General features: G+C 41.1%; 9 protein-coding genes, 1 tRNA gene and 1 riboswitch. Of the genes, 8 read left to right on the top strand and 2 right to left on the bottom strand.

The genetic code is table 11. From position 1 onward, the window contains the following. Positions 1 to 143: 143 nt before the first annotated feature. The 4 genes from V7L07_RS11045 (at position 144) to V7L07_RS11030 (ending at position 9,254) form a co-directional block, all read left to right on the top strand. Positions 144 to 4,844: an AAA domain-containing protein gene (locus V7L07_RS11045; RefSeq protein ID WP_335057676.1), complete on the top strand. Its 4,701-nt coding sequence runs from the start codon at positions 144 to 146 to the stop codon at positions 4,842 to 4,844. Further along, the gene (locus V7L07_RS11040) at positions 4,822 to 6,642 is read left to right on the top strand and encodes a hypothetical protein (protein ID WP_335057674.1); all 1,821 of its coding nucleotides are present in this window, start codon (positions 4,822 to 4,824) and stop codon (positions 6,640 to 6,642) included. The genes V7L07_RS11045 and V7L07_RS11040 overlap by 23 nt, the downstream gene beginning before the upstream one ends. Positions 6,643 to 7,128: 486 nt before the next feature. Then, the gene (gshA, locus tag V7L07_RS11035) at positions 7,129 to 8,268 is read left to right on the top strand and encodes a glutamate--cysteine ligase (RefSeq protein ID WP_335057672.1); all 1,140 of its coding nucleotides are present in this window, start codon (positions 7,129 to 7,131) and stop codon (positions 8,266 to 8,268) included. Between the two features lie 524 nt (positions 8,269 to 8,792). After that, positions 8,793 to 9,254, top strand: coding sequence for a tRNA (cytidine(34)-2'-O)-methyltransferase (locus tag V7L07_RS11030; protein WP_335057670.1), 462 nt, complete (start codon positions 8,793 to 8,795; stop codon positions 9,252 to 9,254). A 378-nt stretch (positions 9,255 to 9,632) separates the two neighbouring features. Here V7L07_RS11030 and V7L07_RS11025 read toward each other — a convergent pair whose 3' ends face one another. Beyond that, on the bottom strand, positions 9,633 to 9,806 hold the full coding sequence (locus V7L07_RS11025) for a hypothetical protein (protein ID WP_179068522.1): 174 nt from the start codon (positions 9,804 to 9,806) through the stop codon (positions 9,633 to 9,635). Positions 9,807 to 10,045: 239 nt separating this feature from the next. On the opposite strand from V7L07_RS11025, the gene V7L07_RS11020 reads away from it, so the two are divergent. After that, positions 10,046 to 12,343 (top strand): peptidoglycan DD-metalloendopeptidase family protein, encoded by a 2,298-nt coding sequence (locus V7L07_RS11020; RefSeq protein ID WP_335057667.1) that lies wholly within the window; start codon positions 10,046 to 10,048, stop codon positions 12,341 to 12,343. 166 nt (positions 12,344 to 12,509) lie between these two features. After that, positions 12,510 to 12,583, top strand: a tRNA-Met gene (locus V7L07_RS11015). 518 nt (positions 12,584 to 13,101) lie between these two features. Here the strand turns inward: V7L07_RS11015 and V7L07_RS11010 are convergent. Beyond that, entirely contained in the window at positions 13,102 to 14,424 is a 1,323-nt protein-coding gene (locus V7L07_RS11010) for a voltage-gated chloride channel family protein (RefSeq protein WP_335057665.1), read from the bottom strand. A 95-nt stretch (positions 14,425 to 14,519) separates the two neighbouring features. Further along, positions 14,520 to 14,604: riboswitch (Fluoride riboswitch) on the bottom strand. Positions 14,605 to 14,656: 52 nt separating this feature from the next. Here V7L07_RS11010 and V7L07_RS11005 point away from each other — a divergent pair. Next, entirely contained in the window at positions 14,657 to 14,944 is a 288-nt protein-coding gene (locus V7L07_RS11005) for a hypothetical protein (RefSeq protein WP_335057662.1), read from the top strand. Between the two features lie 56 nt (positions 14,945 to 15,000). Continuing rightward, complete coding sequence (locus V7L07_RS11000; RefSeq protein ID WP_335057660.1) at positions 15,001 to 15,126, top strand: hypothetical protein; 126 nt, start codon at positions 15,001 to 15,003, stop codon at positions 15,124 to 15,126. The last annotated feature ends 4 nt before the right edge of the window (positions 15,127 to 15,130 follow it).

The raw sequence follows: 15,130 nt of genomic DNA, 5'->3' as shown, positions 1-15,130 counted from the left end.
CATTTTAAAGATGTCGGGAAATTTATTTTTACTGGGCAATAGTACCCCAAATAAGTAAAGCAGCAGAATTTTAAGATGTTTTTCCTTCTCAGTATTTGGGAATACTAGACTTGGAAAACTTTCTCAACAAAGGCAAGCGGTGCATGAACAACGCCCAAGTCAGAATCTATGAGCTATCAAAAGAATTGAATTTGGATAATAAAGAGTTACTAGCAATTTGCGATAAACTCAAGATTTTAGTCAAAAGCGATAGTAGCAATATTTCAGAATTTGATGTAGGACGAATCCGTTTGGCTGCTAAAAAAGCTGCCCTCCATAAACAACAAACTTTGGAAATTCATCAACCACAAATATTAACAAATCGTCCTTCTCAAACGCCAGAACTATCCGTTACTATATCTTCGCAAGCAAGTTGCTTAGATATTAAAACAGAGTCGGATAAATGGGGCTATGTGTTCTTAGGTTCTTCGGCAATTAATAGTTTAATCAGCAATTTTGAAAGTCAAATATCCCTTGAATCGTATCGTGAACCTTGGCAGCGACGAGAACATGCTAACGAGTTAATATTTGATTTACTAGGTCAACAGCCTCACCTAGTCTATGTACGCCGCAAGGGCGCGGGGCAAAATCCTGGAGAAGAAATTTGGGATTTAACCATAGCAACAGATCAGGATGATTTTCAATTACCTGCAAGACTTGAGAAGCTAGGAAAAACACTAGGATTTAGAGCAGTTGTACAACAAGATGGAAGGGGCGGTTTAAAGATACTATCTGCTAGGTTGCTACAACTTTCAGAGGGAAATACTGATAGTTATGCTGTACCTTATCGTTTACGGCTGCTGCCTAATAATCATCAGTCTCGTATCGATATTGCGCCAACGGCATTGGCACGGATGGCAGCTATGCCTATATGCGGCGACCATTTGCCTACAGAAGATCATCTGCGAATTTGGGAAATATTTTTACAGATTGAGGAAAAAATCGCTCAAGCACGCCAATTTTGCGTGCCTTTTTTCAGCCACAATGGCTTCGGAAAACGGATTACTTTTGAGATTGATGTAACCTCAGCTACTCTTGACGGTTCTGATGAAAATTCCTTGGCTGTGGAAAACTTCTGGGAACGGGTAAAACGAGCAAAGAATGAAGAGGTTAAGCTGTTCGAGACTACTCCCACAGGACAAAACTGGCGCAACAGCCGCCTATTAGGAACTATTGAAGAAGTTGTCCCAAACAGTGGCATTATTCGTGTGAGGCTAGAACGCGATTTAGCTGACTATATGGCAGCAGGGCGTTATCAGCTACCAGCTACCGGATTTTTGTTTTTCGAGGCAGTTGGTGACATCCAACAGATCCGGCGCAAAAAAGCAGCCTTGATACAATTAAAACAGGGACGCACCCAAAATCCCTATTTGGGAAACTTTTTATTCGACGCTTCCCAAGCAAGACCTATCCAAAAAACTGTCGAATTGCGACCAGAGGATTTGTTATTATCCTCAGCTAATCCTAGTCAGAAAGCAGCAGTAGAAACAGTGCTTGCATCTGAGGATTTAGTCCTCATTCAAGGGCCGCCGGGTACTGGTAAAACTACTGTAATTGCCGAGATTTGCTATCAAGTTGCTCTACGAGGTGGACGAACTCTAATTACTTCTCAAGCCAATTTAGCAGTAGATAACGCACTGAGTCGATTAGTCCATAACCCAGTGATTCGCACTGTGCGAAAGGGAAACGCCGAAAGAGTTGGGGAAGAAGGACAGCCATTTCTAGAAGATCGAGTGATTGGTAGATGGTTAGACAATACTGCTACTGACTGCGAAAAAAATCTTGCCCAACGCCTCGATAATGTAAGAGTTTTACAGCAATTGTTGGCAGCATCACAACGATTTATAGCATACCTGAAAGTAGAAGAGGTATTTAAGGAAGAGCAGAATTTATTACAGACGCGTAAAGCAAATTTAGAGTCTGCTTGTATAATCCAAAGAAATGAATACAATCAAGCTGCATCTCAACTGAGCGAGGTTGAATCTCTGAAAACTGCTTTAGAGGAATTGCTGAATCAAGCACCTTCAGTAGACTGGCAAGATCCAGCACTTCTTAATTTGTGGGGGGGTCTAAAGAAATACACATCTACAGACGCTTCTTTGCGAAACTTTGCTGCAAATCTTCGGTTAGCAATTGATTTGGCTTCTGAACTTGGTATGGTTCAACCAAATCACGGCTTATTTGGTTTAGCTGGTTGGTTACAGAACACTGTAGCTTCTTGGATTGCTGAAGTTCGCACAGCATTAGCCTACGCCAGTGATATAGCTATGGCAATGAGCGAAGCGGAGTTAGCTGCACAGACTTACACACAAAATTCAGAATCTCTTGGTCGCCTAAAGTCAAATCATCAACAATTGCTTGCCAAGCAGCAAAGCTTACAATCAAGAATTAGAAATCTACACAACCGTGAATCTGAGGTCAATTTAGCAATAAATGACGTTGATATATGGCTGTCTACAGCTAATTTAAATATTGTCAATCTATTGACAAAGTGCTTACAAAATCGTCAAACCTTTACAGTTGAATTAATCTCATTACCTTGGGGATTACAAAGTATGACGATTGCAAATCAGCCTCTACCCTGGCAACAGAGTATTGATCAGTGTCAGTTGAAAGTCAATGAATTAATTCAAAAATATCGCCAATGGGATAGGGTATGCAGTCGGGTTACTGAAATCAGAGATTTACTAGTGCGGGGGCGAAATTTATTAGGTAATCGCTCAATCAATGAAGCTGCTATTTCTCAGGTGAGTGTTAGTAACGCGCTAGACCCTGTGGAATCCCTCATAAATCTGAAGCAACTAGCACAAAATATCATCAATGAGATTGAAAAACCACTAGGAGTTTGGGGTCGGATTATTGAATGGGTGCTTGCGGTTGCTGTTAAGCAGAAACATTTAGATTCCATAGCTCAAAAGTTACGTCCATATAGCCGCCGTTATGGTGCGGCCATAACGCTTGAGGCTATTAGGAGACAAGCCCAGATTATACGTAAAAGAGTTCAACCTGTTGAGAGTGAATCGGCTATCTCCCAAATTGCCGCAGAAATGGTCAATGGTATAGTTACGAGTGCAAGTACAAGGCTGAAGCAACTACAGATTGAAACAGAAAAAGAGCAAAAACAGCTTGAGCAACAATTAAATGAAGAGATGAGATTGGTGGCTAATGATCAGCAAAAAATATCTGCTAATCAAGAGCAGCTAGAAACTGATAGTAGGGAAGCTAATTTCACATTTAAAAGAGCGATCGCACTCTTACAAGAACTTTTTTCTTTCCCACACTTACCAAAAGAATTAAGACTTTTAGTGCAACAATACCTCGATAATAATTCAAATATTCTGACTAATACACCACAATTTAGAGCAAAAATACGGGACTGGGAAAATCGTACCAAACAACTTGATACTTTAATTTCCTTAATCGATCCTTTTGCTACACTTTCCACTAGCAAAGACCTGCTCATAGTTCGCATTACTAGCTTGCAGAAAACAACGGAAACCTACAAAAGCCAATTTATAGAAACTCAAAGTCAAATACAGGAAATTGTTGAGCGTTTACAGCAGAAGTTAAAATATATATCAAATGAACGAACTTGGTGGCAGTCAACTTGGGAAGCAATTCCTGGTAAATTCAAGCCTGAAGTTGATTCGACAGACTTGTTTTATCTGGACTTTTTACACAAGATAAAGATTCAGTTTCAATATTGGCAACAGCAACTCAAAAATGAAGAAGCTTATCTCAATCGATATCAACACTTTGTCCAAGATTGGATAGGAAAATTAAGAGAGCCAACGGAAGGCGATCGCAACGATTTAAAGCGCATTTATCTAGATAATGCTAATGTCGTTGGCATCACTTGCGTTCAATCTGCAAATTACAAATTTTCACAAGAATTTAAATACTTTGATGTCGTCATTATTGATGAAGTTAGTAAATGTACTCCTCCAGAGTTATTAATTCCTGCATTGAAAGGTAAAAAGCTGGTCATGGTAGGCGATCATCGACAATTGCCACCCATGATCGACATGAAGACTTTAGAGGAAGTTTCTCAAGAGATTGGCAGCAACAATACAGAACTACAATTATTGCAAGAATCATTGTTTAAAATTCAGTTTGAAAGTGCTAATGATAGCATAAAACAAATGTTAAATATTCAATATCGAATGCACCCGGTAATTATGGGGGCAATCAATCAATTTTATGATGGTAAACTAGAATGTGGTATCTTAGAGCCTGACACTAAACGCACACATAATCTAGGATGCAAAATCATCAAAGAACATCACCATCTTATCTGGGTAAAAACGCCTGGACGAGATGAGTTTCAAGAGGAAACGACAGGAACTTCATTCTTTAATACTCCAGAAATTAATGCGATTGAGCGTCTATGTCAGCAATTTGAAGCTACTTGGGCTTCTAGAGTTGCTAATGGTGAACAAAAAAAAGAAATCGCCGTGATTACTTTTTATGGCGCTCAACTCAGAAAAATTGATGAACGCCTGCAATCTAAACATTTCCCATCGCTGCAAATCACCACTGGCACAGTAGACCGATTTCAAGGTATGGAAAGACCTGTTGTAATTGTGAGTATGGTTCGCAATAATAATAGAGGAGACGTAGGATTTGCCAAAAAAGCAGAACGGGTTAACGTTGCTTTTTCTCGCGCTCAAGAATTACTAGTAATTGTGGGTTGTCATTCGCTATTCACTCAGCAGCGTGGGCAAATCGGAAGTATGTACTCCGAAGTTTCAAACATCGTGCGTCTACATGGAGGTTTCATTGATGTTTCTCGCCTCTTCTGCTAAACCGATTGATGATAATCTCAAAAATTTTGTAGACGAAATAGAAGCCCAAAGTCCTAGTTTATCAGTTTTAGCCGCGCGTGAATTCCGTTATAGTTTGCGTCAAACTCCTATAGAAGTAAATATCAAGGAACCCCGGCAATTTAACGTACTTGAAGAATTTATTATCCGCGCTGCTATTGAATTTCAGCCTCCGCCAACCGAGGATGAATTAGCCTCTGTACTTGGACTGGATTTTGTATTTATCAAAACTACTACTGCAACTCTTCGGTCATTGCAAACTCTATCAGCAACATCGCCACTAACAGTTACTCCTGAAGGGCGTTCATTTTATGAAAAAGGGTTTGTACCACAGCCGCCATATCCTATACAAATTAATGCTATTACAGACCCTTTAAGCGACAAAATAACCTTTCAATCTGAATCCTTAAATGAGACAGTGATAAAATTGCCTGACTTAGCAGACTTTATCACTATTGATCGTACAATTGCTGATATTACTTCCTTACCGCTTGAGGAAATCCAAAAAAGTATTCAAGCTTCAGGTTTAGCCCTTCATGTACCAGAAGAGGGAAAAATCGTCACTTCCTGTAAGGTACTAGCTTCAACTCAAAAAATTTGGAGAAAGATATCGCTTTTCGTTATATTTGATGCTCTGGAAGATAAATTGAGGATTCAAATAAGAAATGGAAAGCAAATTTTAGAGTCAGCATCAAATTGGTTAGAAGTTCTACATAATGAAGGCAAAATATCCTTGCAAACATTATGCAAATTGTCAACAGAAACCATCGATTTTGAACGTGAAGCTATCCTCAAGCAGAAAAATACTGAAATAGAAGCTAGACTCGAAAATATTCGCCAAAAGTCCTTAAAAGCTGGCGATAAAGTAGATAATTCTAAAGTGTTGGGTGAAGCCGTACAGATACGCGATGGGCAAATTTCTCAAGCTTTTCTAGAAGTTTTAAATTCGGCTAAAAGTCAGGTTTTAATTTATTCTCCGTGGGTGAATCAGGCAGTTGTCAATGAAAAATTTTTAACCCTGTTACAGAAATTAGCTAATCGTGGAGTTTGGATTTTAATTGGACATGGAATTGCGCGACAACTAGAAAATGAAGATAAACCAATTCCACCAGAAATAGAGAAAAAACTTCGAGCAATCAAAACACTTGATGGTTTACCATCTGTACAAGTTTTCTGGTTAGGAGATTCCCATGTCAAAGAAGTAATAGTTGATCGCAAAATACATCTTTGTGGCTCTCATAACTGGCTATCTTATCGCGGCGATTACCTACCAAGAGGTGAGTCAGTTTATAAAGTTACAATTCCCCATCAAGTCCAGGAAGCTTATGAATTTCTGGCTAATCGCTTCCAAAATCATGCTCAAATTTTATGGCAAAATGCTCTAGAAAATCGTGATTCTAAACTACCTATAGAGTCTTTGTGCATTTGGGGTGCGCTAGGTATGGAAGATATTGCACTCAAAGAAATACAGCAAAATAATTGGTTAGAACTTCTGCCTGTGTGGTTAAATATAGCACTTCAGGGTTTAAAATCCCAGAATATACAATCTGATTCGGAAATTTTTAAAATGGCACTTTCATTGCTAAATCAGGTTTCTATTGAAGAGGCTTTTATTGAGTTATTACAACAAGGATGGCGTAAAGTTATCGGCGCGATCGCAAGTCACAATCCTCAAACTGCTTTAAACTTACTTAATGATGAAGTCTGGGTGCAGTTTTTACGTCTCAATATTGTTCAAGAGAGTGATTCACCTGCTAATTTTATATCCAAAAATACTTGAAGGAGGCAGAAGGCAGGAGGTTTTTTTCACTTATAGGATTCAAACCCCTTCTGAAAAAGAGCCACCAAATTGAAAATACTATTATCAGCATCATATCTGCTGCTTTATGTAATATTACCACCCTAATAGTACACAGGCAAAATGAATATATCTTGAGATATAGATATTTCTCTTTTCAACAAGTAGCATGAAGTATCTAACAAAAACCTATAGAAGAATGTGTGTTTGCTTGACCCCAACTGTCTGAAAAACTGATTATTCTAGGATCATATATATGTCTATTTGTACAGCGTACAAATTATGATTAAGATATTTTTCATACTTAAGTAATAATAATTTTACTGAAAATAGACCAGAAATCTATAATTCCGATTTCCGATGAGTTTGCAATTAAATGATTCTTAACCTTTGATTAACTAAAAAATAGATCCAGATATGCGTCTAATTCGATACAATTTATAGGCAGAGAGAGCCGAGGAGAACAAAGTGGTCTTATTAAAAGGCTTTGAGATTGAGATGTACACTGGCACGCCTCAAGGTGAAATCGTCGGTCTCTCCGACAAAATTGTTGCCGCGTTGGGTGAATTTATGCGGGAGCCAGATAGCCGCAACGTCGAATACATAACCCAACCATCCCATAATTACGATAATTTATTGTGTGCTTTGCTGCGTCCCCGGCGAGTGTTACGAAACTACCTCAGTCGCTTGGGCGATTACACCCTGATACCGGGGAGTACTTTATCTTTGGGTGGGAGCGATCGCTTTCTCCGCTCCGATCCAGCAAACCCCTATCATGACTACATCGAGAACACCTACGGCACGAAAGTAGTCACCGCTAGCGTCCACATAAATATAGGCATCAGCGATCCAGAAGTATTAATGCGGGCGTGTCGGGTGATCCGCATGGAAGCACCTCTATTTCTCGCCCTCAGCGCCTCATCTCCCTTCCTGGATGGCAAAACTACAGGCTATCACTCCACCCGTTGGGGATTATTCCCGCAAACGCCTAGCCATGTGCCGTTATTTGCCAGCCATGCCGATCATATCCAGTGGGTGGAAAATCAACTCGTTGCCGGAACTATGCAAAACGTGCGGCATTTGTGGGCATCAGTTCGACCAAATGGCGATCGCCGTCCATACAACTTGAATCGCCTAGAACTGCGAATTTGCGATTTAGTCACAGATCCCATTGCCTTGCTAGCCATTACTGCCTTATTAGAAGCGCGTTTATTGCAAGTAATCGAAAATCCCAGCATCGATCCTTTAACTCAAAGTACCTTCTCTCCTGAAGAACTCGTCACCCTGACTACTGAGAACGAAGCGGCGGCGGCGGCTGGTAGTCTCGATGCTCATTTGAGGCATTGGCAAGATGGCAGAAGCATTGTAGCGAGAGATTGGATTGCTCAAATGTACCAAGAGGTTTGGGCGATCGCTAAACAACAAGGCTTTAGCTGTTTCCTTTCCCCTCTGCACAAAATCCTCCGCGAAGGCAATGAAGCTCAACAGTGGTTGCAATTACACACAGTCGGTTTTGACAGTCAACGCGTCATCACACAGGCGATTATCGCCACCCAACAGCGTGAAATCGAACTCGAAAACAAATTGTGTTCGTCCTTGCTTGCTTAACTCAAAAGGTGTTGGGCATGGGGCATTGGGCAAAACAGTTCCGAGTTCCGATTTCCCAGTCCTGAGTAAAGAAATGAGATTCCCCACTCAGCACTCTTGAGGGGCATGGGGCATTGAGCATTAGGGAATTCCAGAAAATAAATTATCCCATTTTTATAGTGGCAGATTCTTTCTCCTCTGCTTCCTCTGCCTCCTCCGCACACACAACGATGGAATATTTTTTTAGTTGGAAATCCCTTAGTTATTCTTTCTTCCTCTGCTTCCTCATTTCCCCTACTCCCTACTCCCCTCTTCAAACAAAAAGACACAAGCACTTAGTTTTTCTACACAAAACTTAATATTTACCGATTTCAGGCAAATATCCTCTCAGGCATTGCTCTGGAAGGATTTACGATTCGTTTTAAAAATCTAATCGATGGAGGATACTTGATTATTATTAACAAAACCTATGAATCACCTCTACCTTTTGGTAGATTTAACATTGACAGTAGATTGTTTTATACAATACGTAAATTATACGGACAATGCCCCAGGTAGTTTTAGTTAACCCACAAATTCCTCCTAATACAGGTAATATTGCCCGTACTTGTGCAGCTACAGGTACAGAGTTACATTTGGTGGGGCCTTTGGGGTTTGAAATTAGCGATCGCTACCTCAAAAGAGCAGGCTTAGATTACTGGCCTTATGTCAAACTGCACTATCACGAATCGCTAGAAGCCTTTAAAAACATACATCAGGAGCGTGGAGGCAGATGGTTAGGTTATACGGTTGGTGGAAATTGTAATTATGTAAGCTTTCAATTTCAAGCTGATGATTGGTTGCTATTTGGTAGTGAAACCACAGGCTTACCACCAGCAATTCTGTCAGATTGTGATGCTACTCTCTATATTCCCATGAGCCAACCGGGGGTTCGCAGTTTGAATCTGTCAGTCAGTGTGGCAATTGGATTATTTGAAACCCGGCGTCAGTTAGGCTATTTACAATAGTTGTTTACCTTTATACTTCTAAGTGTATTTACTTAGGAAATGTCCAAGAATCTATTAGGCGATTTATTTGTGGCGGCAAAAATTTTCTTGGTGACAGCAACAATATGTAAAACAATATACCGAAAATTGGATTTATCCCCGAAATGTAGTGGAAGATACTTACAAGCATAGGAAGGTTATTATAAGAAATTTGTATATAAAACTTGGGATATTGCCAAATTTGAATGATAGATTTTGATGAATTTGAAACATCCTAAACAAAGAACAAAATCCCTAGAACCTATTCATGTACTAGATTTGAGCTATTATTGCTCAATAAGGTACAGAAAACAGTCCAAAACTAGCCGATAGTTAATACGGTTGTTTTTTAGGGAATAATCAACGTAAAGTCTCGTGTTGAGAAGACGGATGGCGTAGAAATATCTTGAAGATATCTACAGCAGGGGGCATGACTTTTCCAGAAGTCGCCGCAACTGAATTCTCCGCAGCGACTATGGACTTGGCAAATGGTTTGTCCAGTCCCCGCGATTGACGCAAGACAAGCGCGGACAATGGTCAAGAGTAAAATGTCCTAAGTGGTGTTAGGAGTGGTTCGGACAAGTAAACACAGCAAATCTTAAGTTTTGCTAACAAATGTGAACTTGTCTAAATCAGAGAAGCAGGTTAATCTTGCGTAAGCATCTCTGGTGAATGTGATCTCGATCTATCGTTTGTTGTGATCTAAATCATTGACTAGTATCCAACTGAAAAATCGAGGTCAGTTAAGCGCTAGTGATCATAGGAGGTCGTCTTTGAAACGAGCATTAAAAAAGAGAGTAAAAGCTGTGTTGAACAATAACCCCAACAGCGATGATGCCCCGGTAGAACTGCTAAATGTGATGAATCCAAAAGTTAACCGCCGGGTGCGGACAAAAGCCGCCATGATTGGCTTGGCAATCTCTATGGGAGCAACCAGCCTTTTGGTGACTCGACAAAGCGATCAAGCCCAAGCAGCGGTGCCAGTAGGCAGCCAAAAGGCAACCTCAACGATTCCTGCTGTTCCTGACACTGAGGTGAAATTCGCCTCCACAAAGCTGGAGTCCCAAGCAGTCTCATCAGCGAGCGTGCCGGAAAATCCTGTTATCGTGGAACCAACGGCAGTTTCACAAGTGCCCGGGCTTGAAGCTAAATGGCAAGTCGCGGCGAGTGGAATGTCTTTGCAAGTTCCGGCGTCAAACACGTTTTCTCAAACAACAGCAGTTTATAAAAATTCCACCTACCTGAAGCCCCAAATGGCCCAGGGATTGAACAATACCTTAGCCGAGACTAGTTTCCCAACAGTCAATAATCTGTCTGACTATAGTGCTGATGATGTTGGTGGTACAAACGCATCACTAACTGCCCAGCCCCAAACAGTGGCAACGTCAACCGCAGCCAACAGTGAAATAAATGCACAACTTAAGGCGCAACAAGAGTTCGCACTAAATCGCTTACAAGAAAAATCAAACCGTTTAAGAAAGAGTCTGGCACAGTTGCAGTCTGGGGAAACCAAAAAATTATCACAAACTGATATAGAATTGGCACAGCCGACAACTGTGATTGAGAATAGTGTATTAGCCCAGCCGAACACTTCTGACGATGCCAGCCAAGCGAACCTGATATCGAAATTAAAACAGAAGACACAGGCAAGTGCATTTGTACCAGTACCAGCTACACCAACAGTTATTGCCTCTGCGACCCATACAGCCTACGAAGTTAAGCCTGGAGATACACTAGCAGCGATCGCCAGCAGACACAATACTTCAGTATCAGAACTAGTTAAGGCAAATAACCTCAATAATCCAAATGAACTGCAAATTAGTCAAAAACTAGTTATTCCTGCTGTTCAAGTTGAGACAACTGTAGCGAATAAGCCGATTTTTGTAGAGTCCAGTCAAACTCCAAAAGCAGCCAGCTACCCTTTGAATATTGGTAGTGCTAACTCATATCTACCTAGTTCACCATCACCAACTATTACCAACAACACTCGCATTGCCGTCCCTACACCGGTAACTGTTCAGGTTCAGGCAAATAGTGCGACCGACTTAGAAACAGCTTCCCCCACAGCTAGGTCTTATGGCGTTGGTGGTGACACTCCAGTGCCAACAGCTTTTGCCGAAATGCAACAGCCGAAAACACCAGCAAATAGAGTAGCAAGGGCAAACAATAACAATAATGACCGTTTGCGGGGCTTACAAGCGGAAATTCAGAGGTTACAGCAGAAATATCGCGCTCAACAGTCTGGGAACTTAGTTGTGCCAGAAGTAGCAACTGAAGCTAATAATACTGCGATGCTTACTCCTGTTGCTACGCCTAATAATTTCCCCGTACCCAACCCTGTATCTAGACCAAATAGTGTAGCGATACCAATTCCAGTTCCTACACCTATTAGTAGATCCAACTATAGCGTTCAGCCAATTAAGCCCCAATTCCGTACTAGTGTTCGTCCTAGCGAACCAGTAAACCCAGAGTTCCTGCCTAATCTAGGGTCTGCTAGTCAATGGACTCCCTCTCGCACTCAATCTGCCACAAGGATTGCAACACCTTCGGTAAGAGTCAATGCCTCTGACTCCTTAGGAAAGATGCGGGGAACAACAGTTTCTCCACAGACAATGCCGCCTTTGGCAGCAGTGGATCAATATCTGCCCAGACCCATTGACGAACTTACACCTCCTCCATCTACTTCAACCTTGGCTTATATTTGGCCAACGAAGGGCACTCTCACCTCTGGCTTTGGTATGCGCTGGGGAAGACCTCACAAGGGGATTGATATTGCTAACTCCACTGGCACGCCAGTTGTTGCCTCTGCTGACGGTACGATAGAAAAAGCTGGCTGGAACAATGGTGGCTATGGCAACCTCGTCGAAATCCACCATCCTGATGGCAGTTCGACCCGCTATGCTCATAACAGCAAGATTCTGGTGCAACCGGGTCAGCAGGTACATCAAGGAGAAATAATTGCTTTAATGGGTACTACTGGTCACAGCACTGGTACACACTGCCACTTTGAAGTCCATCCACCAGGTAAGGGCGCTGTTAACCCAATAGCTTTCCTACCGCAACGCCTGTAATTCTTAGCTGTCTGTAACTAAATTATTGCCTTGTTCGTTGAGGGAGTTTACCTCCCTCTTTTGCTTTTCATGTCTTCAATAGGGATGAATATTCTAATAAAATTGTAAAAGGATCTAGTATTGAGCAAATTTATATGCTATATTAGTAGGTGATTTGGAAAAACATGGCTCAGTAGCTCAGTTGGTTAGAGCACGGGACTCATAAGCCTGGGGTCGTTGGTTCAACTCCGACCTGAGCCACTTTAAAATAACGATAATATAATAGCGATCGCTTTCAATACTTTTTGATTAAGACAAAAGAAGCGATGAATCCTCGTACTTACAATAAGAAGTCTTTTGTAGAGACGGCAATTTATCGCATCTTTGAGATCTATAATTTTAATCAAAAAACCTTAACCGAACCATATTGCGATCGCTTCTATGCGAACTAATGAGTCTGTCAACTCGCTCAACACGAGAAGGGTCATTCTATAAACCAGGAGACTTAACAATTCAAAATTCAAAATGACGCTCGATGACTCGCTCTAAGCGAAGCCATGCCGTTGGCGGAGCCTCTCGTAGAGAAGGCTTTACGCTGCGCTAACAAAATTCAAAATTAAAGACATTTCAGACGGGGACTTAGCGAGAAACGCGGTCTTGGGATGCATCCCAAGTGGAGCGATTTCTCAAGACAAACCCCGACTAAAATGGGTACTACATCTAGATGTAGGGGTCTTAAACCCATTAATTTACGATAAACCCATAATCACTATTAGAACTCATACTTCTCCGCCACCATCAGGTAAATCAATTTTTGGCTCAACTTTTTCTCGTCCGTAATTTGCCAAAGTTATCCCTTCTTCTAAAGATACAGCAGAGTATTTACTCAACCCAATACGCTGTGCCGAGTAAATTCCAGAATGTCCTGAAAATAAATAGCTGACTACACAGCCAATAGCAATAAATATTCCCGATTCCAGACCAAATAGTTCAATTCCCATTAAAGTAGATGCCAAAGGTGTATTTGCTGCACCCGCAAATACACCCACAAATCCCATTCCTGCTAACAGCGGTGCAGGTAATGCTAAAAGCAGCGATAAAGCATTACCTAAAGTTGCACCAATAAAAAACAAAGGTGTCACTTCTCCACCCTTAAAACCTGATCCTAGAGTTAAAGCAGTCAGACCTAATTTTGCTGCAAAATCCCAAGGAGGTAGCTGATTGTAGAAGGAATCAACAATAGTTGGAATACCAAGCCCAATATACTTGGTTGTTCCACTCAATCCAACAATTATTGCGATGATCGCACCGCCTATCAAAGGACGCATTGGAGGATAAGATATCTTTGCTTTAAACAAGTGACTGATTTGGTGAGTTACTTTCGCAAAAAATCTTGCAACTATTCCAAAGATTACACCTGCAATAATTGCAGAAATCAGTCCCCAAATTGTGAGCGGTGGTATTAACGGAGCGTGTCGGTATGCTGTATGGTGCAAACCTAATAGTAAAGTTACTTGATTCCCTACGATCGCAGCAATCAAAGAAGGAAAAAGAGCATCGTAATGAATTTTCCCAATGGCTAAAACCTCTAAACCAAATACTGTTCCAGCTAAGGGAGTACCGAAAACGGAAGCGAATCCTCCACTGATACCTGCTGTTAACAAAATTCGCCGATTAGCGCCTTTAAAATACAATATTTTAGTTAACTGATCTGCCAAAGAAGCACCCATTTGTAATGCTGTACCTTCACGACCGGCTGAACCTCCAAAAAAATGGGTGAGGTCTGTTCCTAGTAAAACAAGAGGAGCCATACGGAAGGGAATAATATTTTTGGGGTTATGAATTTCTTCTAGTAAAAGGTTATTTCCAGCTTCTACAGTCCGACCGAATTGATGATAAATCCAACCACTCAAGAAGCCGCCAAGAGGAAGCAAGGCGATAATCCACCGATGCGATTCTCGCCAATCAGTTGCCCATTCCAATGATGCTAAAAGAACCGCCGAAGCAGTTCCAGCAAAAATACCAACCACAAAGGAAATAGGCAGCCACTTGATTAAGTGGGGTAAGGCAATAAATGGTTCAAACTGACGAAAGTGTTTCATCCCATGACTCCTTGAAGTGCGATTTGTAGACAAATACTTTCTACAGGAGAGTCAGGTAATGCATTTAGCCAAGCCCTACTCTCCCGCAGTTAGCAAGGAAAGTAGGAGCCATCAGCCTTCCAGAAGAGAGTTTATCGCGCTGGAAAGGCGGTTTTGGCGAGCTCCATCGCCATTAATTATCTAAATTAATAGTACCATTTTTGCTGCAAGGCTTTTAAATCCTCAAGTTCGCTTGGTTGTACGTTCTGACAAACAAAATCTCAATCAACTTTTAAGTCAAACTCTTGGTAATTTTATTGCCTTTGAGCCAAATCAAATTTCTGCTTCTGGCTTTGCTATCGCAGCCCTTGGAGATGATAATCTTGGATATTTCCAACTGGATGAACGCCAATTTCGGGTAGTAAAGCGTCAAGTTAAAATGAGTGATAACTGGGTCAATAAATGGCGTATACATGAACTAAGTACCTTATATCGTCGTGTATTAAATAACGCTAATGATTCATCTTATTTACCTAAATAATTTCAAATGAAATAAGTATAATATCGGGATGCAATATCGGCGTAGCTAGAGAGTTTATGCATAATTTGCCTGGACAGTTACCAGTAGTATTATATAAACAACAAGCTATGTTACTGGTGCGAAGACTTAGTAAATTACGAGTTACAGCCCGGTTGAAACCATTTGTTCAAGATATAGATTAAAGCC

Origin of the sequence: Nostoc sp. (assembly GCF_036916985.1) — a bacterium.
GTDB lineage: Bacteria > Cyanobacteriota > Cyanobacteriia > Cyanobacteriales > Nostocaceae > Nostoc.
Note: the sequence above shows the minus strand (reverse complement) of the source record. Positions and strands in the feature narration are given on the sequence as shown.